The organism is Sinorhizobium prairiense (assembly GCF_029201645.2).
GTDB lineage: Bacteria > Pseudomonadota > Alphaproteobacteria > Rhizobiales > Rhizobiaceae > Sinorhizobium > Sinorhizobium meliloti_A.
Map to the genome: position 1 here is coordinate 1976254 of NZ_CP104131.1, position 20071 is coordinate 1996324.

Below are 20071 nucleotides of genomic sequence, written 5' to 3' on the forward strand. Positions count from 1 at the left end.
TGCTCTGAAGTGGCCATGTTCCGCCCTCGCCGCATCGGCCCGATCGGAATCGACCTTCGGAAAGGACGGTTTCATAAGTTGAAGCGTCCTTCCGGCGTCGGCTCCGGCGTGAATCGATCATGCGGTCTTGTCATTGTTTGGCCGCATGTATTATGCATTTCCCTCGCATTGACACCTATGACGCCGCGCGACTTGCGGGGCGCGTAGAGCTCGCCGTAGCAAGGCAGTGTGGCAACTGAAGCCGCCGGCAACGGGAGGCAGAACGAACAGGGGAATGATGATGGGCGGGAAAAACGCGATCGTGAGGTTGCTTTCGGCGGTTGCACTGGCGGGTGCGCTGAGTGTCGCAGCGGGTACGGCTACCACGGCAATGGCGGCGAGTACCGTGGAGGCGGTCGTCAACGGCACCGTGATCACCTCAGGCGACGTAGCCAAGCGGGTCGCTTTCCTTCGGCTTCAGAGGCAAAGCGGCGGCGCGGCCGAAGCCAAGCAGCAGCTCGTCGACGAGGTACTGAAGCGCGCCGAGATCGCGCGCGTTCAGCAGTCCGTCAGCACGGAGGAGGTCGATGCCGCCTTCGCGCGTTTCGCCGCCGGCAACAAGCTTTCGCCGGAGCAGCTCGGCAAGATCCTTGACCAGGCCGGCGTCGGTATCGACCATTTCAAGCAGTATATCGCAGTCCAGATGAGCTGGCCGCGTGTCGTCAACTTCCGCTACGGCAGCGCCAGCCGCCTTTCCGGCGGCGACCTCGTCAAGCGCATGATGCAGGGCGGCGGCAACAAGCCGGTCACGACGGAATATTTCCTGCAGCAGGTCATCTTCGTCATTCCCGAATCGAAGCGCGGCGCCATCACGGCAAAGCGGCAGGCTGAAGCCAATGCCTCGCGCTCGCAGTTTCCAGGTTGCGACACCTCAAAGGCCTTCGCGGCGAACTACCGCGACGTTTCGATCCGCAGCCTCGGCCGGATTCTGGCACAGCAGCTGCCCGAGGATTGGAAGCCGCTCGTCGAAAAGGCCGGCGACGGCATGACGACGGGTACGCGCGTTACCGAGAAAGGCGTCGAATATCTGGCAATCTGCAAGAAGCGGCAGGTCAACGACGACGCCGCCGCCGAGATCGTCTTCCGCGCCGAGGATCTCGGCAAGAAGAAGGCCGAGGGGAAGACCCGAACAGCGCCAAATATCTTGAAGAACTGCGCTCGAAGGCGCAGATCGTCAACAAGTAACGAGCCGGTATGAGCGAGACGAGCATCGGGCCGGTCGCCCTCACCATGGGCGATCCGGCCGGGATCGGCCCGGACATCAGCCTCTCCGTATGGGCGAAGCGGGCCGATCGGGCGACGCCGCCGTTTCTTTATGTGGGCGATCCGGCAGTACTCGCCGCCCGTGCCAAGCTCCTGGATCTGACCGTGCCGATATGCGAGACCGATTGTCTCGGGGCCGTCGCCGCTTTCCGGCAGGCGCTGCCCGTTTGGCCGGTCCGCTCCCCTGCCCCCGTCGTTCCCGGTAATCCCGATGCGGCGAATGCTTCCGCCGTAACCGATGCGATCGACACCGCCGTCCGGCTCGTGCTGGCGGGAGAGGCGTCCGCCATCGCCACCAATCCGATTGCCAAGGCAGTGCTCTACGAGGCCGGGTTCCGCTTCCCGGGCCACACCGAATATCTCGCGGATCTCGCCGCGCGCGCAACGGGCGTTGCCGCCCTGCCGGTGATGATGCTCGCCGGGCCGAAGCTGCGCGCGGTCCCGGTCACGATCCATATCCCGCTCAAGGACGTTCCAGCCGCGCTGACGCCGGATTTGATTTACGAGACCTGCACGATCACCGCGGCCGACCTCAGGAGCCGTTTCGGCCTGCCGGCGCCGCGCCTGGCGATTGCCGGTCTCAATCCGCATGCGGGCGAAGGCGGCGCGCTCGGCCGCGAGGACGATGCCGTCATCCGCCCCGTCATCGATCGGCTGCGCGCCGAGGGGCTGGACGTCGTCGGACCCCTGCCGGCGGACACCATGTTTCACGATCGCGCGAGAGAAAGCTACGACGTCGCCATCTGCATGTATCACGATCAGGCATTGATACCGGCCAAGGCGCTCGGTTTCGACGACAGCGTCAATGTCACGCTGGGCCTGCCCTTCATCAGAACCTCTCCGGATCACGGAACCGCTTTCAGTCTCGCGGGGAAAGGGATCGCGCGCGAGGAAAGCCTTCTTGCGGCACTGCGGCTTGCAGAAGAACTTGCCCGCAACGCCGGCAGGGCGAAGCGCTGATGGCGGCTCTCGACGGTCTGCCGCCGCTACGCGACGTCATCCAGCGCCACGGTCTCGACGCGAAGAAGGCGCTCGGCCAGAATTTCCTCCTCGATCTCAACCTTACCCAGAAGATCGCGCGCACCGCCGGTCCGCTGGAGGACGTGACGGTGATCGAAGTCGGTCCGGGTCCCGGCGGCCTTACACGGGCGATCCTCGCTCTGGGGGCCAAGAAGGTCGTCGCGATCGAGCGCGATTCGCGCTGCCTGCCGGCACTCGCCGAGATCGGCGCCCATTATCCGGGGCGGCTCGACATCATCGAGGGCGACGCGTTGAAGGTGGACTTCGAATCGCTTGCCGACGGCCCGGTGCGCATCATCGCCAATCTTCCCTACAACGTCGGCACCCAGCTTCTCGTCAACTGGCTGCTGCCGGGGCACTGGCCGCCCTTCTGGCAATCCCTGACGCTGATGTTCCAGCGCGAGGTCGGCCTCAGGATCGTCGCCGGCGCCGATGACGATCACTACGGCAGGCTCGGCGTCCTCTGCGGCTGGCGTACAAAGGCGCGTCTGGCATTCGACGTGCCGCCGCAGGCCTTCACACCGCCGCCCAAAGTGACGTCGACGGTCGTCCATCTCGAGCCTGTCGAAGCTCCGATCCCCTGCTCGCCCGCGGTCCTGGAGAAGGTCACCCAGGCAGCCTTCGGCCAACGGCGCAAGATGCTCCGCCAGAGCCTGAAACCCCTCGGTGGCGAGGCGCTGCTTGCAAAGGCGGGCATCGATCCGCAACGCCGCGCGGAAACCCTGACTGTGGAAGAATTTTGCCGACTGGCCAATTGTCTGTAGAGCCGGACGGACGCTTGCGACAGCACAGGAGCGAGCCCGCAGCCGCCGGCTGTCTTTCCCCCATACGCCTGCCGGCACCCTCTTCCCGCAAGGCGGGCGAAGGGACAAGCGGCGCGCTCAGAGAGGATTTTCCGTCAGCAGTCCGTTGACGAATTCGAAGAGGCCGGGGCGCCGGTCGCGGCGAAGGCGCTCGGCTTCGACGATCGCCCTGACGGCGGAGAAGGCCCGGTCGAGATCGTCGTTGACCACGATGTAGTCGTATTCGCGCCAGTGCTCGATTTCGGCGCGCGAATTGGCCAGCCGCGTCGCGATGACCTCTTCACTATCCTCGGCGCGCCGATGGAGCCGCGACTGCAGCTCCGCCATGGACGGCGGCAGGATGAAGATCGATACCACGTCGCCCGCCATTTTTTCCTGCAGCTGCTGGGCGCCCTGCCAGTCGATGTCGAAGAGCATGTCCCGCCCTTCGCCCATCGCCTTCTCGACGGCGTCACGCGGCGTGCCGTAGTAATTGCCGTGCACTTCGGCCCATTCGAGCAGCGAGTCCGTTGCCCTCAGTGCCTCGAACTCTCGGATCGACTTGAAAAATAATGCCGCCCCTCGATCTCGCTCGGCCGCCGCGAACGCGTCGTCACGCTCACTGAAATGCTCAAGTCCGGATCGGCTTCGAGCAGGTTGCGCGCGATCGTAGACTTCCCCGCACCTGAGGGCGATGAAATCACGAGCATCAGCCCGCGACGAGCGATCTTGATGGGCGAAACGGTCGCCGGTTTCATATCCTACTCCAGATTCTGAACCTGTTCGCGGAACTGGTCGATCACGACCTTCAATTCGATACCGGCGGCAGACACGGCAGCGGCATTCGATTTCGAACAGATGGTATTCGATTCTCGGTTAAATTCCTGTGCAAGGAAATCGAGCTTGCGTCCGACCGGCCCGCCCTTTGTCAGGAGGTCGCGGGCAGCGCCGATATGGGAACCCAGCCGATCGAGTTCCTCCCGAAGATCGGCCTTCGTCGCAAGCAGCGCGACCTCCGCATGCAGCCTTTCGCGGTCGATGCCGGACGCGTTGGCCATGATCACCGAAACCTGCTGCGCCAGCCTGTCGGCGATCGCCTGCGGGCTGCGGGACGGATCGTTTTCGACTACCGCGGTCAGCTTCTCGATGCGCTCCACCTGGGCGAGCAGCACCTGCCCGAGCGCCTTGCCCTCGTCTTCCCGCATCGTCCGCAGATCGGCGAGCGCGCCTTCCAGGCCGGCGAGTATCTCCGCGTCGCGTTCCGCGCGCTCGTTCTCGCTCTCCTCCGGCTCGCGGAAGTCGACGATGCCGCGAATGGAAAGCAGCGTATCGAGTTTGAGCGGCGCCGGATCGATGACATCGCCCAATCGTTCGCGAAGCTTCAGGACGGCGGCGAGCGCTTCCTCGTTGAGAACTGCCTCCGCCGAAACTTCCGTACCGCTCAGTGAAAGGCCGACCTGCAGGTTCCCTCGCGAGAAGTACTGCGAGGCGAGACGCCGGCAGTCGGGTTCGATACGTTCCAGTCCCGGCGGCAGGCGAAGCCGCATGTCGAGACCTTTGCCGTTGACCGAACGGAGTTCCCAGGCCCAGCGATACCGTCCGGTGCTCCCCTCTTTCCTGGCAAAGCCGGTCATCGATTGGAGCGGCATCGTTTCCTCCGTTGGCAGTGATTCGTTAAAGTGACAACGATTTCTGTACCTCCGAGGGAGGCACGACATTGTCGTTGAGGGAAGCACTATGGCGACAGCGCCGAACTCCGCAAGGAATATCCGCGCGGCGGCGAGCCCGTCCACATGAGGCTGAGGCGCGCCGCATTTAATTCATGCGGCGCGCCTCAGGTTTTGCTTTCGTGCATTGTCGTTATCCCAAACCGCTGCGCGGTTTTGGCGACCTGTATTATTGCTGGGTTCCGGTCTGCGTGACGGCATCCTGTGCCGCCTCGATGGCCTTCGCCGCCTCCGCTGCCCTCTCCGCCTCGATCTTCCGCCAGCGCCGCACATTGGCATTGTGCTCGTCGAGCGTCTCCGCAAAGACGTGTCCACCGGTGCCGTCGGCGACGAAGTAGAGTTCGGGTGTGCGCGACGGATTGGCGACGGCTTCGAGCGCCGCCCGGCCCGGATTTGCGATCGGCGTCGGCGGCAGACCTTTGATGAGATAGGTGTTGTACGGCGTCTGCTTGTCGAGGTCGGACCTCAGGATCGCCCGGTCGGCGGGTTTGCCTTCGCCCCCGAAGATGCCGTAGATGATGGTCGGATCCGACTGCAGCCTCATGCCCTTTTCCAGGCGATTGATGAACACGGACGCGACCCGCGGTCGCTCGTCCGCGCGGCCGGTCTCCTTCTCCACGATCGACGCAAGAGTTACGAATTCCTCTATGGTCGACACGGGAAGATCCGGATCCCGCTTCTCCCAGATCTGCTGCACCAGCGCCTCCTGGGCAGCGGTCATCTGCTTGATGATCTCGTTACGGTCGGTTCCGCGGGTGAACTTGTAGGTGTCCGGCTTCAGGGAGCCTTCGGGCGGCAGCTCCGCCGGCAGATCGCCGACAAGAACCGGATCGTCGGCAAGCCTGTGGAACATCTGCTTCACGGTCAAACCCTCGGGCAGCGAGACGGAGTAGAGGATCGACTTGCCGGATTTCAGAAGCTCCATGATCTCCTGCATCGATGCATGCGCCTTGATTTCGTATTCGCCGGCCTTGAGCGTGTCATTGCTCAGATAGGCTTCCGAAACGAACCGGAATACGCGGCTGTCGGTAATGATCTCGTTGCGCTCCAGGTTGCTGGCAATCTCGCTGATGCCCGCGCCGCTGCGAACGATGAAGTTCTTGTTCGCCTCCAAGGGACCCGGCTTCTCGTATTCGTGCATGGCATAATAGACGGCCCCGGCGGCCGCAAGTGCCACGAAGACGACCACAGTCATGACGAAGTTGAGAAAGATGACGACTTGGCTGCGCGCCTTGCGTGAACGCTTCGGCGGATGGGGAACTCTTTCGGGACGCAGCGCTTCGTTGGCCGACTTCGGAATGATCGGCCCGTTGCTCCCGGTTTCATTGCGGCCGAATTGCACCGCGCTGTTATCGTTTGAGTCGCTCACGATTATCCCGATTCCGAAATTCGCAACCTTTTCAAACCGCCGCCGGTGCGAATTTCGGATTAGACCGGCGACCAGTGAATGTTACGGCGGCCTCTGCGGCTCCGGTGAAAGAGCGGCCTGCCCTGCGATGAATATCCTACATTTACCAGATGTGGCTTGCGCGAACATAGCCCTTGGCGGCGGCCCCGAGTCGTCGCCACTCCAGCGACAGCTTGTAGCGAGCATTGCGGCAAAAAGCGGGATCGCGGGTCGATGCAGATCGGAAGATCTGCCCGAATTCCGCTTACCTTGGCAACCCGTTTCGCAAGACGCCCGCTCGAGGGATCAATGGCCGGTGTAACGGCGCAGAATCAGCGACGCGTTGGTGCCGCCGAAACCGAACGAGTTCGACAGGGCCACATTGATCTCGCGCTTGCGCGCGACATGCGGCACGAGATCGATCTTCGTCTCGACGGAAGGGTTGTCGAGATTGAGCGTCGGCGGAGCGATATTGTCGCGAATTGCGAGCGCCGAGAAGATGGCCTCGACCGCGCCGGCCGCTCCGAGCAGATGCCCGATGGCCGATTTCGTCGAGGACATGGAGATCCTCGAAGCGCTGTCTCCGACCAGCCGCTCGACCGCGCCGAGCTCGATCGTGTCGGCCATCGTCGATGTTCCGTGGGCATTGATATAGTCGATGTCAGCAGCCGTGACGCCCGCGCGCTTCAACGCCATCTGCATGCAGCGGTAAGCGCCTTCGCCGTCTTCGGACGGAGCGGTGATGTGGAAGGCGTCGCCGGACAGGCCGTATCCGATCACTTCGGCGTAGATCTTGGCACCGCGCGCCTTTGCGTGCTCCAGTTCTTCCAGAACGACGACGCCCGCACCCTCGCCCATGACGAAGCCGTCACGATCGGCGTCATAGGGCCGCGAGGCCTTTTCAGGATTGTCGTTGTGCTGGGTCGAGAGCGCCTTGCAGGCGGCGAAGCCTGCGAGCGATATCCGACAAATCGGAGATTCCGTACCACCGGCAACCATCACGTCCGCATCCCCAAGCGCGATCAGCCGGCTGGCGTCGCCGATTGCATGCGCCCCGGTCGAGCAGGCCGTCACGACGGAATGGTTGGGACCGCGCAGCTTGTGGCGGATGGAAACCTGACCGGCTGCGAGATTGATCAGCCGGCCGGGAATGAAGAACGGGGAAATACGCCGCGGACCCTTGTCGCGCAGGGTGTAACCCGCATCGACGATACCTTCCAGCCCGCCGATGCCGGAGCCGATCAGGACGCCGGTCGAAATCTGGTCTTCGTCGCTTTCGGGTTTCCAGCCGGCATCCGCCAGCGCCATATCGGCAGCGGCCATCGCATAGACGATGAAAGGATCGACCTTGCGCTGTTCCTTGGGCTCCATCCAGTCGGCGGCATTAAACGTACCGTTGCTGCCATCGCCGAAGGGAATGCGGCAGGCAATCTTGGCGGGAAGGTCCTCGACCTCGAACTCGGTGACCTTGCGGGCTGCATTGTCGCCGGCCAGAAGACGCGCCCAGCTGACTTCGGTTCCGCAACCCAGAGGAGATACCATGCCGGTACCGGTGATAACGACACGTCTCATACCCGTGACCCACCCTGACTGTTCAATTCAACCGCCGGACCGGACCACGCGACGATCGCGACCCGCGCATGCATTGCAAATCTCGTTACAGCGTCGTGAAGACGCGCAAAGGTCGCTTTGACCTTATGGTTCCTTGCATGTTCTTGTCCCTGGACGGACTCCAATCAGGAGACATGCAGTAGTGACGACCAGAGGGAAAGGCGGGACGCTTTACCGATCGCAACCCGCAGTGAATGCAGGCCAGCCCACTGCCCCAGGGCTGAACGGGCCGCGAGTGCGGCCCGCCAATAACTCAAGCCAGAAGGTCAGGCCTGGGCTTTCTCGATGAACTTGACGGCGTCGCCGACGGTGAGGATCGAATCTGCAGCGTCGTCCGGGATTTCGACACCGAATTCTTCTTCGAATGCCATGACCAGTTCGACGGTGTCGAGCGAGTCCGCGCCGAGGTCATCGATAAAGCTTGCGCCTTCGCTGACCTTTTCGGCGTCGACGCCAAGATGATCAATAACAATTTTCTTCACGCGTTCTGCGATATCGCTCATGTCGGAGTTCCTCGACCTTATGTTTCTCTACGGCGCTGTTACCGGCACCGGCACTCTATCACGCCTGATAGACCAAGTTGGTCCAACGGGCAATCCATCCAACCGAAACCGCGGAAACCTAGGGCAACAAGAGCTGCCGGACACCTGGCCGGAACGGTCGACTGCGCGCAGTCATGGCCCGATTAACACGGTTTATGCCTGCCGCAAAGTGCGAAAATGCCCGATATTCCCTTGGTCAACATTGATTTTCAGGCATTTGGCACAAACAAACGAAGAGGCTGATCGGAGCTCGCGGCACAGGCCGAAGACCAAGGTACCGCACACTCCATCGCCTCGTCAGATCATCGCCATGCCGCCGTTGACGTGGATCGTCTGACCGGTGACGTATCCCGCTTCGTTCGAAGCGAGATAGGCGACGGCGGAGGCGACCTCGGCTCCGCTTCCCATCCGCCGCATCGGGATCGCAGACATGATCCCTTCCTTTTGCTTGTCGTTCAGCTTGCCGGTCATCGCGCTTTCGATGAAGCCCGGCGCGACGCAGTTGACCGTGACGTTGCGGGTGGCGATTTCCTGTGCAAGCGACTTGGAGAAGCCGATCATGCCGGCCTTCGAGGCACAGTAATTCGCCTGCCCCGGATTGCCGGTGACGCCGACCACCGAGGTTATGTTCACGATGCGGCCGAAGCGACGGCGCATCATCGGATGCGTGAGCTCGCGCGTCAGCCGGAAGACGGCCGTGAGATTGACTTCGATGACGTTGTCCCAGTCTTCGTCGCTCATGCGGACGAAGAGCCCGTCCTTGGTAATGCCGGCATTGTTGACGAGGATGTCCACGCCGCCGAGATCGGCTTCCGCCTTTTCACCGAGCGCCTTGACTTCAGCGCGGTCGGAGAGATTTGCCGGGAATATCTGAACCCGTTCGCCGAGGGTGTTGGCAAGAGCTTCGAGCTTCTCGACGCGGGTACCATGCAGTCCGACGACGGCGCCCTGAGCATGCAGCATGCGGGCGATTTCCTCGCCGATACCACCGGAAGCGCCGGTAACGAGAGCCTTGCGGCCTGAAAGATCGAACATGGATTTCTCCTTATAGTAGGGCGCTCAGGCCAAGAGGACGGCAAGCGCCGCATCGATATCGGCGGGCGAATTGACGGCGATGCCGGTGACGGTCTTGTCGATCCTCCGGGCAAGTCCCGTCAGGACCTTGCCCGAGCCGATCTCGTAAAGCGTCGTCACGTCATGGGCCGCAAACCACTCGACCGTCTCGCGCCAGCGCACCTGCCCGGTCACCTGCTCGACAAGCAGGCGTGCGATGTCGCCCGCATCGCTAACCGGCGCGGCAAGCACGTTCGCGACGACCGGCACCACGGGATCGCGCTTCTCGACCGTTGCGAGCGCCTTGCGCATGGCTTCTGCGGCCGGTGTCATCAACGCGGAATGGAAGGGGGCGGACACGGGCAGCATCAGCGCGCGTTTGGCACCCCTTTGCGATGCGAGAGCCGCGGCCTTCTCCACAGCCGGCTTCTCGCCCGAGATCACCAGCTGGCCGCCGCCGTTGTCGTTGGCGATCTGGCACGAGCCGAGCGATGCGGCGTCGCGGCAGATCGCTTCGACATCGTCATGCTCCAGACCGATGATCGCCGCCATCGCGCCCTTGCCGACGGGCACGGCCGCCTGCATGGCATCGCCGCGAATGCGCAGAAGACGCGCCGTGTCGGCGAGCGAGAAAGTACCGGCGGCACAGAGCGCCGAATACTCCCCGAGCGAGTGGCCCGCAACGAAGGAAACCTTGCGCTTGAGATCGACGCCCTTGGCCTCGAGCACGCGGATGACCGCCATGGACACCGCCATCAGCGCCGGTTGCGCATTCGACGTCAGCGTCAGCGTGTCCTCAGGCCCGTTCCACATGATGTCGGAAAGCTTTTCGCCGAGCGCCTCGTCGACCTCGGCGAAGACGGCGGCAGCCTCCGGAAAGGCCTCGGCCAGATCCTTGCCCATGCCGACGGCCTGGCTGCCCTGACCGGGGAACGTGAATGCGGTGCTCATCAAGAGTGCCCCTTCCATGGGTCGCGGCTGGTTCGGAGCAAGCCAGTAACCGTGACCGTTTCAGTTGCGCGGGCGGGTGCAGATGAACCGCCCGGACCTTTGGCGCCGCCCCGCATTTTCCTCTCCATTCACATTCCTGAACCGCAAGTCAAGCGCGGAAGCCGCGCTTCGCCGGTTGGTTACGGTCTTTTGCCCTTGATCTTCGCCAATCAAGGCTTAAGTTTGCCCCGCTTTGCCGCCGCGCCGTTCCGGAACTTCCCGGGCTGCGGCCAACCGTCATTTCCAAGGCGGAGCGCCTTCCTCCCATGGGCGCTAACCCGCCCCACAAGGAACGTCATGCGCTACAACAAACTCGGCCGCACCGGCATCAAGGTTTCGTCCCTCTGTCTCGGAACGATGACGTGGGGCTCGCAGAACACGCCGGCCGAGGCCCATGAACAGCTCGACTATGCCTTCGATCATGGCGTCAACTTCATCGATACGGCCGAACTCTATCCGACCACGCCGCTTTCAGCGGAGACCTACGGCAACACCGAGCGCATCATCGGCGATTGGCTGGCCGCACGCGGCCGCCGTGACGACGTGGTGGTTGCAACCAAGGTCGCCGGCTCCGGCCGTGCCTACATCCGCAATGGCGGCCCGGTCACCCCGCAAGGGATCGGCGAAGCGGTCGATGCGAGCCTCGCGCGGCTCAGAACCGACTATATCGACCTTTATCAATTGCATTGGCCCAACCGCGGTCATTACCACTTCCGAAACGCCTGGTCCTATGACCCTTCCCACCAGAACAGGGAGGAGGTCGCAGCTGATCTCAAGGCCATTCTGGACAAGCTCGGCGAACTCGTCAAAGCGGGCAAAATCCGCGCGGTCGGCCTTTCGAACGATACGGCCTGGGGCGCGATGAAGATGATCGACCTCGCCAACAGATACGGCTTCCCGCGCGTCGCAACGATCCAGAACGAGTACAGTCTGCTCTACCGCAGCTACGATCTCGACCTGGCGGAAGTGTCGCACCACGAAGATATCGGCCTGCTCGCCTATTCGCCGCTGGCGGCCGGGCTGTTGAGCGGAAAATATCTGGACGGGGCCAGGCCGGCCGGATCGCGCCTGTCGATCAACGGCGACCTCGGCGGCCGCTACACGCCGCATCAGGAGCCCGCCGTCGCCGCCTATGCCGCACTCGCCCGCGAACACGGTCTTGACCCCGCTCAAATGGCGATCGCCTTCTGTCTCACGCGCCCCTTCATGGCCTCGGCCATCATCGGCGCCACGTCCATGGAGCAACTGAAGAATGACCTCGGCGCCGCCGACGTCACTCTCTCCCAGGACGTGATGAACGGCATCCGGCGGCTGCACCGGCTCTATCCGGCGCCGATCTGAAACACTCTCCCGCCGGAGCGGCGGCTTCATGCCGCCATCTGGCGGCAGCTCTCGGCACAGCGCCTGCAGGTGTCGACGCAATCGCCCATGTCGCCGATGCGCTCGCAGTCGTCCGCGCACTCCGCACAGATCTCGGCACATTCGCCGCACAAGTGCTTGTGGTGCGGCGTACCCAGCAGCATGAAATGCGCCGCGTCCCTGCAAATTTCCGCGCAGGCCATCATCAACCGGAAGTGCAGCGGCTCGGTATGCTCGCCGCCGGTCTCCAGGCAATGCGTCATCGCCGTCGAAAGGCAGACGCGATAGCAGGCAAGACAATTCTCGATGCATTCCTGCATCTTCGGATCGAAGGGGGCCATTTTCTTCTCCCGGATGGGTGGGAGCCCACTCAACAGCGCAAGGGCGCTTTTGTTCCGGATGAGTGCAGCCGGGAGGCCAATCCGACGAGAGCGCTTGCATTTCGGGTGAAAACCCGTATAAGCGCGCTGTTCGAAACGCCCGGTCTTCTGGCTGGTGGCTGAACGGAGGGCCGGTTTCCATTCGGAAACCGCGAGGAATGTAAGGCATTCCGGCCTCCCGTGTCTCCGCTCTCGACCGTCTCGATACAACACTTTCTTGCCGGCTCTCATGGCCTTTAAGAACAGTCGTTGAGGCTTAGCCGCCGAGGTCCGGGCTGATTAACGCAAGAAAGGCAAGCCACAATGGCTCTTTATGAACACGTATTCCTCGCTCGGCAGGACATCACGCCGCAGCAGGTCGACGCTCTGGTCGAGCAGTACAAGGGTGTCATCGAATCGAACGGCGGCAAGGTCGGTCGGGTCGAGAACTGGGGCCTGAAGTCCCTCACCTACCGCATCAAGAAGAACCGCAAGGCTCACTACGTCCTCATGGACATCGATGCCCCGGCACCGGCCGTGCACGAAGTCGAGCGTCAGATGCGCATCAACGAAGACATCCTGCGCTACATGACGATCGCCGTCAGCAAGCACGAGGAAGGCCCGTCCGCGATGATGCAGAAGCGCGACCGCGACGATCGCCCGCGCCGCGACGGCGACCGCCCGGACCGTGGTGGGTTTGGTGACCGTGGTCCGCGTCCGGACCGTGGCGACCGCGATGACCGTCCGCGCCGCCCGCGCGAAGACCGCGCTTAACAAGAAGCTTTAGGAGATAAAGACAATGGCTGAAGTTTCTTCCGCTCCGGTACGCCGTCCGTTCCACCGTCGCCGCAAGACCTGCCCCTTCTCGGGCGCAAACGCTCCTCGGATCGACTACAAGGACGTCCGTCTCCTGCAGCGCTACATTTCCGAGCGCGGCAAGATCGTGCCGTCGCGCATCACGGCCGTTTCCCAGAAGAAGCAGCGCGAACTCGCCCAGGCGATCAAGCGCGCCCGCTTCCTCGGCCTGCTGCCCTACATCGTATCGTAAGGCGGCCGGCGCTCCGTTGATCGGTTGACTCAACGGAAACCAGCTCCGATCGAGGCGCGCTTTCAAGTGTGCCTCGATCCCTCCCTTCCGCGGTGGGCGCGGATCGGAAACGCGCCGGAACGGCGCGCAAATCCCATGTTGGGGCAATGGCCGGACGGCCGCCCCTAACTGCATCTCAAGCAGGACAGCGAACGTGAAGAACTGGAACAGGACATCGCTGCTGACCGGCGTTCTCGCCGGCATTACCGCCGCCCTCTTGTCGATGGGCGCGAATACGCAGTCGTCTCTTGCGATCGTTCTCTACGCCGCCTCCGCGCTGCCGATCCTGATTGCGGGTCTCGGTTGGGGAAACGCCGCCGCCATCGCTGCCATCGTGGTCGCGGGCGGGGCAGCAGTGGCACTCGTGTCACCCTATTTCGCACTGCTGATCGTCGTCGTGACGCTCGTCCCGGCCGGCTGGCTCAGCCACCTCTCCAATCTTGCGCGCCCGGCTTCCGAACTCGGCGGTCCCGAGGGTTCACTCGCCTGGTATCCGCTCTCCGACATCCTCGTGCATCTTGCCGGACTGGTGACGGTCGGCATGATCATCGTCGGCTATATCGTCGGATACGACGCGAGCGTCTCCGACATCATGGTCGATATGGTGGTCGAGGCGATAAAGGCGCAGGAACCGCTCTACAATCCGGATGCCGCGGCGATCGCTCAGCTCAAGTCGATATTCACGCTGGCGCTGCCGCTGGTGCAGGGTGCCATCTGGGTATTGATGCTGTTCGCCGCCTACTATCTCGCGACCCGCATCGTGCAGCTGTCCGGCAAGGCGCTTCGGCCGCGGGAGGACGTTCCCTCTTCGCTCAGGATGCACCGCAACGCCATCTTCGTTTTTCTCGGCGGCCTGGCCCTCACCTTCTTCGGCGGGGCGCCGGCTGTGATCGGTGCGCTCGTCTGCGGTACCTTCGGCGCCGGCTTCCTGCTGTCGGGCTTCGCCTCTTTTCATTTTCGCACGCGCGGCAAGTCCTGGCGGCTTCCCGTGCTGTGGATCGCATACCTGTCGGTGTTCGTCTTTACGATTCCGGCTTTCTTCTTCCTCCTGTCCGGCTTGATCGATACGCGCCGCGCCATCGCACTCACGCCCACGGGAAAAAACTGACCAACGAAACGAACAAACTGAAAGGAAATCAAAATGGAAGTCATTCTCCTCGAACGCATCGCCAAGCTCGGCCAGATGGGCGAAACCGTAAAGGTTCGCGACGGCTTCGCGCGCAACTACCTGCTGCCGCTCGGCAAGGCGCTCCGCGCCAATGCCGCCAACAAGGCCCGTTTCGAATCCGAGCGCTCGACGCTCGAAGCCCGTAACCTCGAGCGTAAGTCGGAAGCCCAGAAGGTTGCCGATTCGCTTGACGGCAAGTCCTTCATCATCGTCCGTTCCGCTGGCGAGACCGGCCAGCTTTACGGCTCGGTTGCCGCCCGCGACATCGTCGAGACGCTGGCTGCCGAAGGCTTCAACATCAACCGGAACCAGGTCGACCTCAACCAGCCGATCAAGGCTATCGGCCTGCACAAGGTCACGCTGCACCTGCACGGGGAAGTCGACGTGGCGATCGAAATCAACGTCGCCCGTTCGGCCGAAGAAGCCGAGCGCCAGGCCAAGGGCGAAAGCCTGACCTCGGCCGATGCCATCTACGGCGTGGACGAAGACGCCCTGAAGCCGGAAGATTTCTTCAACCCGGAAGCCGAGATCGAGTCCGAAGAAGAATAAGTCCCGAGCGGACCTCAAGGAAAGAAGCCCGGATCCGATCGGATCCGGGCTTTTTGTTTGCGGGCGATTCCTTGCGGAACCTGGAATTGCCCTACCCGGCGGACGCGATCGCCGCCTGAGGTTCGGCCGCCTTGTCGACCCTCACCACCACCGAAAGCCCGGGAGCAAGGCGGTCGGCCATCGGCTGTTCGGGATCGACGGCGATGCGCACGCCGAGACGTTGCGCCACCTTGGTAAAATTGCCGGTGGCGTTATCGGGCCGTATGATGCTGAATTCCGATCCGGCAGCGGGAGAGAAGCGCTCGATGTGGCCTCTCAGCACCTGCCGGTTCAGGGCGTCTACCGAAATGGTGACGGGCTGACCAACCCGCATCCCGTCAAGCTGCGTCTCCTTGAAGTTGGCGACGATCCAGACGTCGTGCGGCACGACCGAGAGCAGCTGTGTGCCGGCGGTGACATATTGCCCGACACGGGCACCGATCTCGCCGAGCCTGCCGGCACGCGGCGCAACGATCCTGGTGTTGTCGAGGTCGATCTCGGCGAGTTCCACGGCCGCCTCGGCGCCGGCTACCGCACCCTCGAGGCCGGCGCGGGCGCCGAGCGTCGTCGCAAGCGACTGGCGCGAAACCTCGAGATTTGCGATCGCCTGTTTGACGCCCGCGTCCGCCTGCTCGAACGCAGCCCGGGCCTGGTCGGCGTCGCTCCGCGTCGCGACACCTTTATCGGCGAGCGGACGAATGCGGTCCCAGGTTGCTCTCGCCGTTGCCAGAGCCGCTTTGGCCCCGTCGAGCTGGGCCTCGCTCGCGGCGATTCCGGCCTTTGCCGATAGCTCCTGTTCGAACGAGTTCGCCAGTGCCGACCGTTGTGTCGCAAGCGTCGCTTTTGCCTGCGCAAGCTTCTGGACGTAAATCCGGTCATCGATCCTGACGAGGAGCTGACCAGCCCTCACCTCCTCGTAGTCGCGCACCGGCACCTCCGCGACGTAGCCGGAAAGTTGCGGGCTGATGGTCGTGACATAGCCGCGGACATAGGCGTTCTCCGTGGTTTCGACGGAGCTCGCGAAGGGCGGCAGACGCCAGGCGTAGAGGACGAGCGAAAGACCGGCGAGGCCGGCAAGAAATACGATGAGCGTTGTAGGAGAGCGGAAGTTTTTCAGCATGATAACGACTTCATTGTTCAAGATATGGCCGCCGGCACGGCGTCGGGATCGCGCCCGGCAAGCCGTTTGACAGCGATTTGGATGAGCAGCACCGCGAGCGCGAAAAGCGCTATGATCGCCGCCAGCAGGAAGGCATCGTTGTAGGCGAGGATGTTGGCCTCGCGGGTGATCGTCTGCCCGAGCAGGGCAACGCCTTCCCCGTTCAGCAACGCCCTGTCGCCGATTGCCTTGGCGTAGGCGCCCGACAGCTGCCCGATGCGCTGCGCGACCAGAGGATTGGTCAGAACCATCTGCTCGGCCAGAATGTTGGCGTGGAACTTCTCCCGCAGTGTCACGAAGGTTCCGAAGGCGGCAGAGCCCATCAGGCCGCCGATGCTCTGCGTGAACAGAAAGACGACGATGAAGCTCAGGATGTAGCTCGGGCCTTTCGCGAGTGCCGCCGTGAAACCGCGGGCCATGGCCGGCGGCAGGAAAAGGGCCGTGCCGGCGGCGACCAGCGCCTGGCTCACATACATTTGTTCCGGACGCGTGAGGCTCGTCGCATGGCTGTCCATATAGGCGCCGCCAGCGAGCATGCCGAGGGCGAACACGTGGATGACGTCCGCGTGCCCCGGCTTCATCAGCGCCGCACAGAGCAGACCGCCCCCGAGCGATGCGGCCAGAATGATCCAGTAAAGTGTCGCGAGCTGGTCATACTGCAGGCCGAGCAATTGGTAGAAGTTGGTGGCGATCGCCGACTGTTCGGAGGCGACGAGGCGGAAGATCAACAGTACGGCAGCAAAATGCACGATCTCGCGCGAGGCCAACCAGCGTATGTCGATCAAGGGCTGCTCGCGATTGAGCTCGATCAGGACGACGGCCGTGAGGGTAACGACCGACAAGGCGAGCAGTATGCCGAGCCAGGGTGCCTCGAACCACCAATAGAGCCTCCCCATCACGAGGACGACGGCAACGCAGCCGAAGCCGACGGCGAGCAGCAGGTAGCTGAGGATGTCGGTACGCTGGATGACTTTGGCATGAGGCACCGGCGTCAGCGGCAGCAGATAGATGACCGGCAGCGCGATCAGCGCGAGCGCCATCTCAAGCGTGTACAGCCCGTGCCATTGTCCGATCTCGATGAGCCGCGGCGAGATCAGCCGCGTGATCGGAGCGGCCAAGGTCGTGCATGTCAGGGCGAGTGCGAGGCCCACCGTCAGCTTGCGCGCCGGCGGAAAGGCTTCCAGCATATAGAGAAAGCCGAGGCTCGACATCGGCGCGGCCGCAATGCCGCTGATGAAGCGGACGACGATCGCCGAATGAAGGTCCGAGACGAAGACGTTCATCAGTGAAGCGATGACGAAGCCGACTATGCCGATCTCAGCGAAGCGGCGAAGACCATATTGGGCGCGAATCTTCACGAGAGCGGCCGAAAGGCTGACATTGGGCGCCATGTAGGCAGCCGCAAGCCAGGCAGCCTCCACCGACGTGGCCGAAAGCGACCCCTGGACCTGCGCAAGATTGGCCGACGCGAGATTCAGGCCGAGGCCCTGCGTCAGAAAGAGGAGAGCGGAGCCGGCGATATAGAGAGCCGATCTACCGATGCGCATCGAGTTGGGAGCGGCAACGGCATTCATCGGTCGCCACTCCGCCCGATCGACTGGATGTTCGTCGCGATCTTGCAAACGACCTTCAGCGCGACGGCGATTTCCTGTGGCTGCAGCCCGCCCAGGACCTCCTCGCGGATGTCGCTCGCGAGCTTCTGAATCTCATCCGCCACGGAGCGGCCAATGTCCGTCATATGGATCTGCTTCGCACGCCGATCGGAAAGCTCGACCCGGCGCTCGATAAATCCCTGCTTTTCCATGCCGTCGAGAAGGCGAACGATCGTCGGCGTCTCGATATCGAGCTCTTCGGCCAACTCGCGCTGATTAAGACCTTCTTTCCTGGCGAGCGCGAACAGCATCCGCGCACGCGGCAGCGTCAGGCCGCGCTCCTTCACCCGCGCGTCGAACACCGACCGCAGTTTGCGATTTACGGTCGCAAGTGCGTCGAACAGATCACGATTGTCGCTTGGATTCGGCATTTAGTATCGTTTCCATATTACTAGCATGCTAACTATCTGGACACTATTTAATCCGGCCATGGGCATTTTTCAAGATGCCCATCGAGGACGCGGGGACGCGAATCAGGTAGTTTTTACCCATGGCCGCTGCGTCAACCAGTGTCGCGTGAGAATGTATTTTTTTACAACTTCTCCCTTGCCTCCCTGTGGATCAGTCGAACAACGGGCAAAGGCGACAGGCGGGGTTGTATGGCACGCCACTGTTGCGTGCCTGCACTAGACGCGACGGGCAACAGTCAGCAAACCGGGTGCCTCACGGGATCATAAGCGGAAACGGAAAACGATGAACGACGCAGCGCGAAAGCTCGCCCCTTTGGCCAAGGATCAGGCGGAACAGCATTATCGCGAGGCGCCGAACAATCTGGAAGCGGAACAGGCCCTGCTCGGCGCCATTCTCGTCAATAACGACGCCTTCTACCGGGTGTCGGACTTCCTCAAACCCGTACACCTGTATGAGCCGTTGCATCGCAGGATCTTCGAGATCGCCGGCGAAATCATCCGCATGGGCAAGACTGCCAACCCGGTGACGGTCAAGACCTTTCTCAAGGCCGACGAGAAGGTCGGCGACCTGACGGTTGCGCAATATCTCGCGCGCCTCGCCGCCGAAGCCGTGTCCATCATCAATGCGGAGGACTACGGCCGCGCGATCTACGACCTGGCGCTCCGCCGGTCGCTGATCACCATCGGTGAAGACATGGTGAACATCGCCTATGACGCACCGCTCGACATGCCGCCGCAGAGCCAGATCGAGGATGCCGAACGGCGCCTGTTCGAACTCGCCGAGACCGGGCGCTACGACGGCGGCTTCCAATCGTTCAACGACGCGGTGGCGCTCGCGATCGACATGGCCGGACAGGCGTTCGAGCGGGACGGTCACCTCTCCGGCATTTCCACCGGCATCCATTCCCTCGACGGGAAGATGGGCGGACTGCAGCGTTCGGACCTGATCATCCTCGCCGGCCGTCCGGGCATGGGCAAGACCTCCCTCGCGACGAACATCGCATACAACATCGCCGCCGCCTACGAACCGGAGGTACAGCCCGACGGCTCCTTCAAGGCCAAGAACGGCGGCGTGGTCGGCTTCTATTCGCTCGAAATGTCGTCCGAACAGCTCGCTACCCGTATCATCTCCGAGCAGACCGAAGTCTCCTCCTCGAAGATCCGCCGCGGTGACATTTCGGAAGCGGATTTCGAGAAGCTCGTCGCCTGCTCGCAGATGATGCAGAAAGTGCCGCTTTATATCGACCAGACCGGCGGTATCTCGATCGCCCAGCTTGCCGCGCGTGCGCGCCGATTGAAGCGGCAGCGCGGCCTGGACGTACTCGTGGTCGACTACATCCAGCTCATGACCGGTTCGAAGAAGTCGGGCGAAAATCGCGTACAGGAAATCACCGAGATAACCACCGGCCTCAAGGCGCTCGGCAAGGAACTCAACGTGCCGATCATCGCGTTGTCGCAGCTTTCGCGCGCGGTGGAAAGCCGCGAGGACAAGCGGCCGCAGCTCTCCGACCTGCGTGAATCGGGCTCGATCGAACAGGACGCCGACGTGGTTCTCTTCGTGTTCCGCGAGGAATATTACGTGAAGAACATGGAACCGCGCGACGAGTTCGATCCGAAATACGAAGAGTGGAAGATGCAGATGGAGAAGGTGAAGGGCACGGCCGACGTGATCATCGCCAAGCAGCGCCACGGACCGACCGGCACCGTAAAGCTCGCCTTCCAGTCGGAATTCACGCGCTTCTCGGATCTCGCCGATCCGTCGTTTACGCAGTACGAGCACTGAGGGGCGGACTGAGAGCATTACAATGTTTCATCGAAACACTGAATTGCTCTAAGTCTCTGGTCCAACGCACTTCCGGACGGAAAACGGGCTCT

18 protein-coding genes and 2 pseudogenes are annotated in these 20071 nt (G+C 62.7%); 9 read left to right on the forward strand and 11 right to left on the reverse strand.

Annotated elements, in window-relative coordinates; genetic code table 11:
- Positions 1–274: 274 nt before the first annotated feature.
- The 3 genes and pseudogenes from N0Q91_RS12200 to rsmA all read left to right on the forward strand — a co-directional run bounded on the left by N0Q91_RS12200 (position 275) and on the right by rsmA (position 3086).
- Positions 275–1224 (forward strand): annotated as a pseudogene (locus tag N0Q91_RS12200) (peptidylprolyl isomerase).
- Between the two features lie 9 nt (positions 1225–1233).
- Positions 1234–2262: a 4-hydroxythreonine-4-phosphate dehydrogenase PdxA gene (pdxA, locus tag N0Q91_RS12205; protein WP_275596515.1), complete on the forward strand. Its 1029-nt coding sequence runs from the start codon at positions 1234–1236 to the stop codon at positions 2260–2262.
- Positions 2262–3086, forward strand: coding sequence for a 16S rRNA (adenine(1518)-N(6)/adenine(1519)-N(6))-dimethyltransferase RsmA (gene rsmA / locus N0Q91_RS12210; RefSeq protein ID WP_100672111.1), 825 nt, complete (start codon positions 2262–2264; stop codon positions 3084–3086). The genes pdxA and rsmA overlap by 1 nt, the downstream gene beginning before the upstream one ends.
- Before the next feature lie 117 nt (positions 3087–3203).
- Here rsmA and gmk read toward each other — a convergent pair.
- The 7 genes and pseudogenes from gmk to fabD form a co-directional block, all read right to left on the reverse strand.
- A pseudogene (gmk, locus tag N0Q91_RS12215) lies at positions 3204–3862 on the reverse strand (guanylate kinase).
- 3 nt (positions 3863–3865) lie between these two features.
- Positions 3866–4753, reverse strand: a complete 888-nt coding sequence (locus N0Q91_RS12220) for a YicC/YloC family endoribonuclease (RefSeq protein ID WP_275596516.1) — start codon at positions 4751–4753, stop codon at positions 3866–3868.
- Between the two features lie 247 nt (positions 4754–5000).
- Entirely contained in the window at positions 5001–6200 is a 1200-nt protein-coding gene (gene mltG, locus N0Q91_RS12225; RefSeq protein ID WP_100672109.1) for an endolytic transglycosylase MltG, read from the reverse strand.
- A 324-nt stretch (positions 6201–6524) separates the two neighbouring features.
- Complete coding sequence (fabF, locus tag N0Q91_RS12230) at positions 6525–7790, reverse strand: beta-ketoacyl-ACP synthase II (protein WP_275596517.1); 1266 nt, start codon at positions 7788–7790, stop codon at positions 6525–6527.
- A gap of 305 nt (positions 7791–8095) precedes the next feature.
- Positions 8096–8332 carry an acyl carrier protein gene (locus tag N0Q91_RS12235; RefSeq protein WP_003531676.1) on the reverse strand — a complete coding sequence of 79 codons (237 nt, stop codon included), beginning with the start codon at positions 8330–8332 and terminating at the stop codon, positions 8096–8098.
- 336 nt (positions 8333–8668) lie between these two features.
- Positions 8669–9406 (reverse strand): 3-oxoacyl-[acyl-carrier-protein] reductase, encoded by a 738-nt coding sequence (gene fabG / locus N0Q91_RS12240; RefSeq protein ID WP_018094661.1) that lies wholly within the window; start codon positions 9404–9406, stop codon positions 8669–8671.
- Positions 9407–9430: 24 nt separating this feature from the next.
- A complete protein-coding gene (gene fabD, locus N0Q91_RS12245) occupies positions 9431–10375 on the reverse strand; it encodes an ACP S-malonyltransferase (RefSeq protein ID WP_275596518.1) in 945 nt (314 codons plus the stop codon).
- A gap of 336 nt (positions 10376–10711) precedes the next feature.
- On the opposite strand from fabD, the gene N0Q91_RS12250 reads away from it, so the two are divergent.
- The gene (locus N0Q91_RS12250; protein ID WP_275596519.1) at positions 10712–11755 is read left to right on the forward strand and encodes an aldo/keto reductase; all 1044 of its coding nucleotides are present in this window, start codon (positions 10712–10714) and stop codon (positions 11753–11755) included.
- A 26-nt stretch (positions 11756–11781) separates the two neighbouring features.
- Here the strand turns inward: N0Q91_RS12250 and N0Q91_RS12255 are convergent, their stop codons facing one another.
- A complete protein-coding gene (locus N0Q91_RS12255) occupies positions 11782–12114 on the reverse strand; it encodes a four-helix bundle copper-binding protein (RefSeq protein ID WP_275596520.1) in 333 nt (110 codons plus the stop codon).
- 342 nt (positions 12115–12456) lie between these two features.
- Between N0Q91_RS12255 and rpsF the strand changes: the two genes are divergently transcribed.
- The 4 genes from rpsF (at position 12457) to rplI (ending at position 14936) form a co-directional block, all read left to right on the forward strand.
- Entirely contained in the window at positions 12457–12906 is a 450-nt protein-coding gene (gene rpsF / locus N0Q91_RS12260; protein ID WP_018094657.1) for a 30S ribosomal protein S6, read from the forward strand.
- A 25-nt stretch (positions 12907–12931) separates the two neighbouring features.
- Entirely contained in the window at positions 12932–13180 is a 249-nt protein-coding gene (rpsR, locus tag N0Q91_RS12265; protein ID WP_003531693.1) for a 30S ribosomal protein S18, read from the forward strand.
- A 193-nt stretch (positions 13181–13373) separates the two neighbouring features.
- The gene (locus tag N0Q91_RS12270) at positions 13374–14327 is read left to right on the forward strand and encodes a YybS family protein (protein WP_100672104.1); all 954 of its coding nucleotides are present in this window, start codon (positions 13374–13376) and stop codon (positions 14325–14327) included.
- 33 nt (positions 14328–14360) lie between these two features.
- The gene (gene rplI, locus N0Q91_RS12275) at positions 14361–14936 is read left to right on the forward strand and encodes a 50S ribosomal protein L9 (RefSeq protein ID WP_018094655.1); all 576 of its coding nucleotides are present in this window, start codon (positions 14361–14363) and stop codon (positions 14934–14936) included.
- A gap of 91 nt (positions 14937–15027) precedes the next feature.
- On the opposite strand, the gene N0Q91_RS12280 is transcribed toward rplI, so the two are convergent.
- Genes N0Q91_RS12280 through N0Q91_RS12290 form a run of 3 tightly spaced genes read right to left on the reverse strand, consistent with a single transcriptional unit; the run spans position 15028 to position 18157 of the window.
- Positions 15028–16095 (reverse strand): HlyD family secretion protein, encoded by a 1068-nt coding sequence (locus N0Q91_RS12280; RefSeq protein ID WP_275596521.1) that lies wholly within the window; start codon positions 16093–16095, stop codon positions 15028–15030.
- Between the two features lie 17 nt (positions 16096–16112).
- Positions 16113–17708, reverse strand: coding sequence for an MFS transporter (locus N0Q91_RS12285; RefSeq protein ID WP_275596522.1), 1596 nt, complete (start codon positions 17706–17708; stop codon positions 16113–16115).
- On the reverse strand, positions 17705–18157 hold the full coding sequence (locus tag N0Q91_RS12290; protein WP_275596523.1) for a MarR family winged helix-turn-helix transcriptional regulator: 453 nt from the start codon (positions 18155–18157) through the stop codon (positions 17705–17707). Before N0Q91_RS12290 ends, N0Q91_RS12285 begins: the two co-directional genes overlap by 4 nt.
- A gap of 322 nt (positions 18158–18479) precedes the next feature.
- On the opposite strand from N0Q91_RS12290, the gene N0Q91_RS12295 reads away from it, so the two are divergent.
- Positions 18480–19979, forward strand: a complete 1500-nt coding sequence (locus tag N0Q91_RS12295; RefSeq protein WP_003531702.1) for a replicative DNA helicase — start codon at positions 18480–18482, stop codon at positions 19977–19979.
- Positions 19980–20071: the final 92 nt, after the last annotated feature.

What these genes read in the sequence shown, in the direction of transcription:
- pdxA (WP_275596515.1), top strand. Translation starts at nt 1,234, where the DNA reads ATGAGCGAGACGAGCATCGGGCCGGTCGCCCTCACCATGGGCGATCCG.
- rsmA (WP_100672111.1), top strand. Translation starts at nt 2,262, where the DNA reads ATGGCGGCTCTCGACGGTCTGCCGCCGCTACGCGACGTCATCCAGCGC.
- N0Q91_RS12220 (WP_275596516.1), bottom strand. Translation starts at nt 4,753, where the DNA reads ATGCCGCTCCAATCGATGACCGGCTTTGCCAGGAAAGAGGGGAGCACC.
- fabF (WP_275596517.1), bottom strand. Translation starts at nt 7,790, where the DNA reads ATGAGACGTGTCGTTATCACCGGTACCGGCATGGTATCTCCTCTGGGT.
- N0Q91_RS12235 (WP_003531676.1), bottom strand. Translation starts at nt 8,332, where the DNA reads ATGAGCGATATCGCAGAACGCGTGAAGAAAATTGTTATTGATCATCTT.
- fabG (WP_018094661.1), bottom strand. Translation starts at nt 9,406, where the DNA reads ATGTTCGATCTTTCAGGCCGCAAGGCTCTCGTTACCGGCGCTTCCGGT.
- fabD (WP_275596518.1), bottom strand. Translation starts at nt 10,375, where the DNA reads ATGAGCACCGCATTCACGTTCCCCGGTCAGGGCAGCCAGGCCGTCGGC.
- N0Q91_RS12250 (WP_275596519.1), top strand. Translation starts at nt 10,712, where the DNA reads ATGCGCTACAACAAACTCGGCCGCACCGGCATCAAGGTTTCGTCCCTC.
- N0Q91_RS12255 (WP_275596520.1), bottom strand. Translation starts at nt 12,114, where the DNA reads ATGGCCCCCTTCGATCCGAAGATGCAGGAATGCATCGAGAATTGTCTT.
- rpsF (WP_018094657.1), top strand. Translation starts at nt 12,457, where the DNA reads ATGGCTCTTTATGAACACGTATTCCTCGCTCGGCAGGACATCACGCCG.
- rpsR (WP_003531693.1), top strand. Translation starts at nt 12,932, where the DNA reads ATGGCTGAAGTTTCTTCCGCTCCGGTACGCCGTCCGTTCCACCGTCGC.
- rplI (WP_018094655.1), top strand. Translation starts at nt 14,361, where the DNA reads ATGGAAGTCATTCTCCTCGAACGCATCGCCAAGCTCGGCCAGATGGGC.
- N0Q91_RS12280 (WP_275596521.1), bottom strand. Translation starts at nt 16,095, where the DNA reads ATGCTGAAAAACTTCCGCTCTCCTACAACGCTCATCGTATTTCTTGCC.
- N0Q91_RS12285 (WP_275596522.1), bottom strand. Translation starts at nt 17,708, where the DNA reads ATGAATGCCGTTGCCGCTCCCAACTCGATGCGCATCGGTAGATCGGCT.
- N0Q91_RS12290 (WP_275596523.1), bottom strand. Translation starts at nt 18,157, where the DNA reads ATGCCGAATCCAAGCGACAATCGTGATCTGTTCGACGCACTTGCGACC.
- N0Q91_RS12295 (WP_003531702.1), top strand. Translation starts at nt 18,480, where the DNA reads ATGAACGACGCAGCGCGAAAGCTCGCCCCTTTGGCCAAGGATCAGGCG.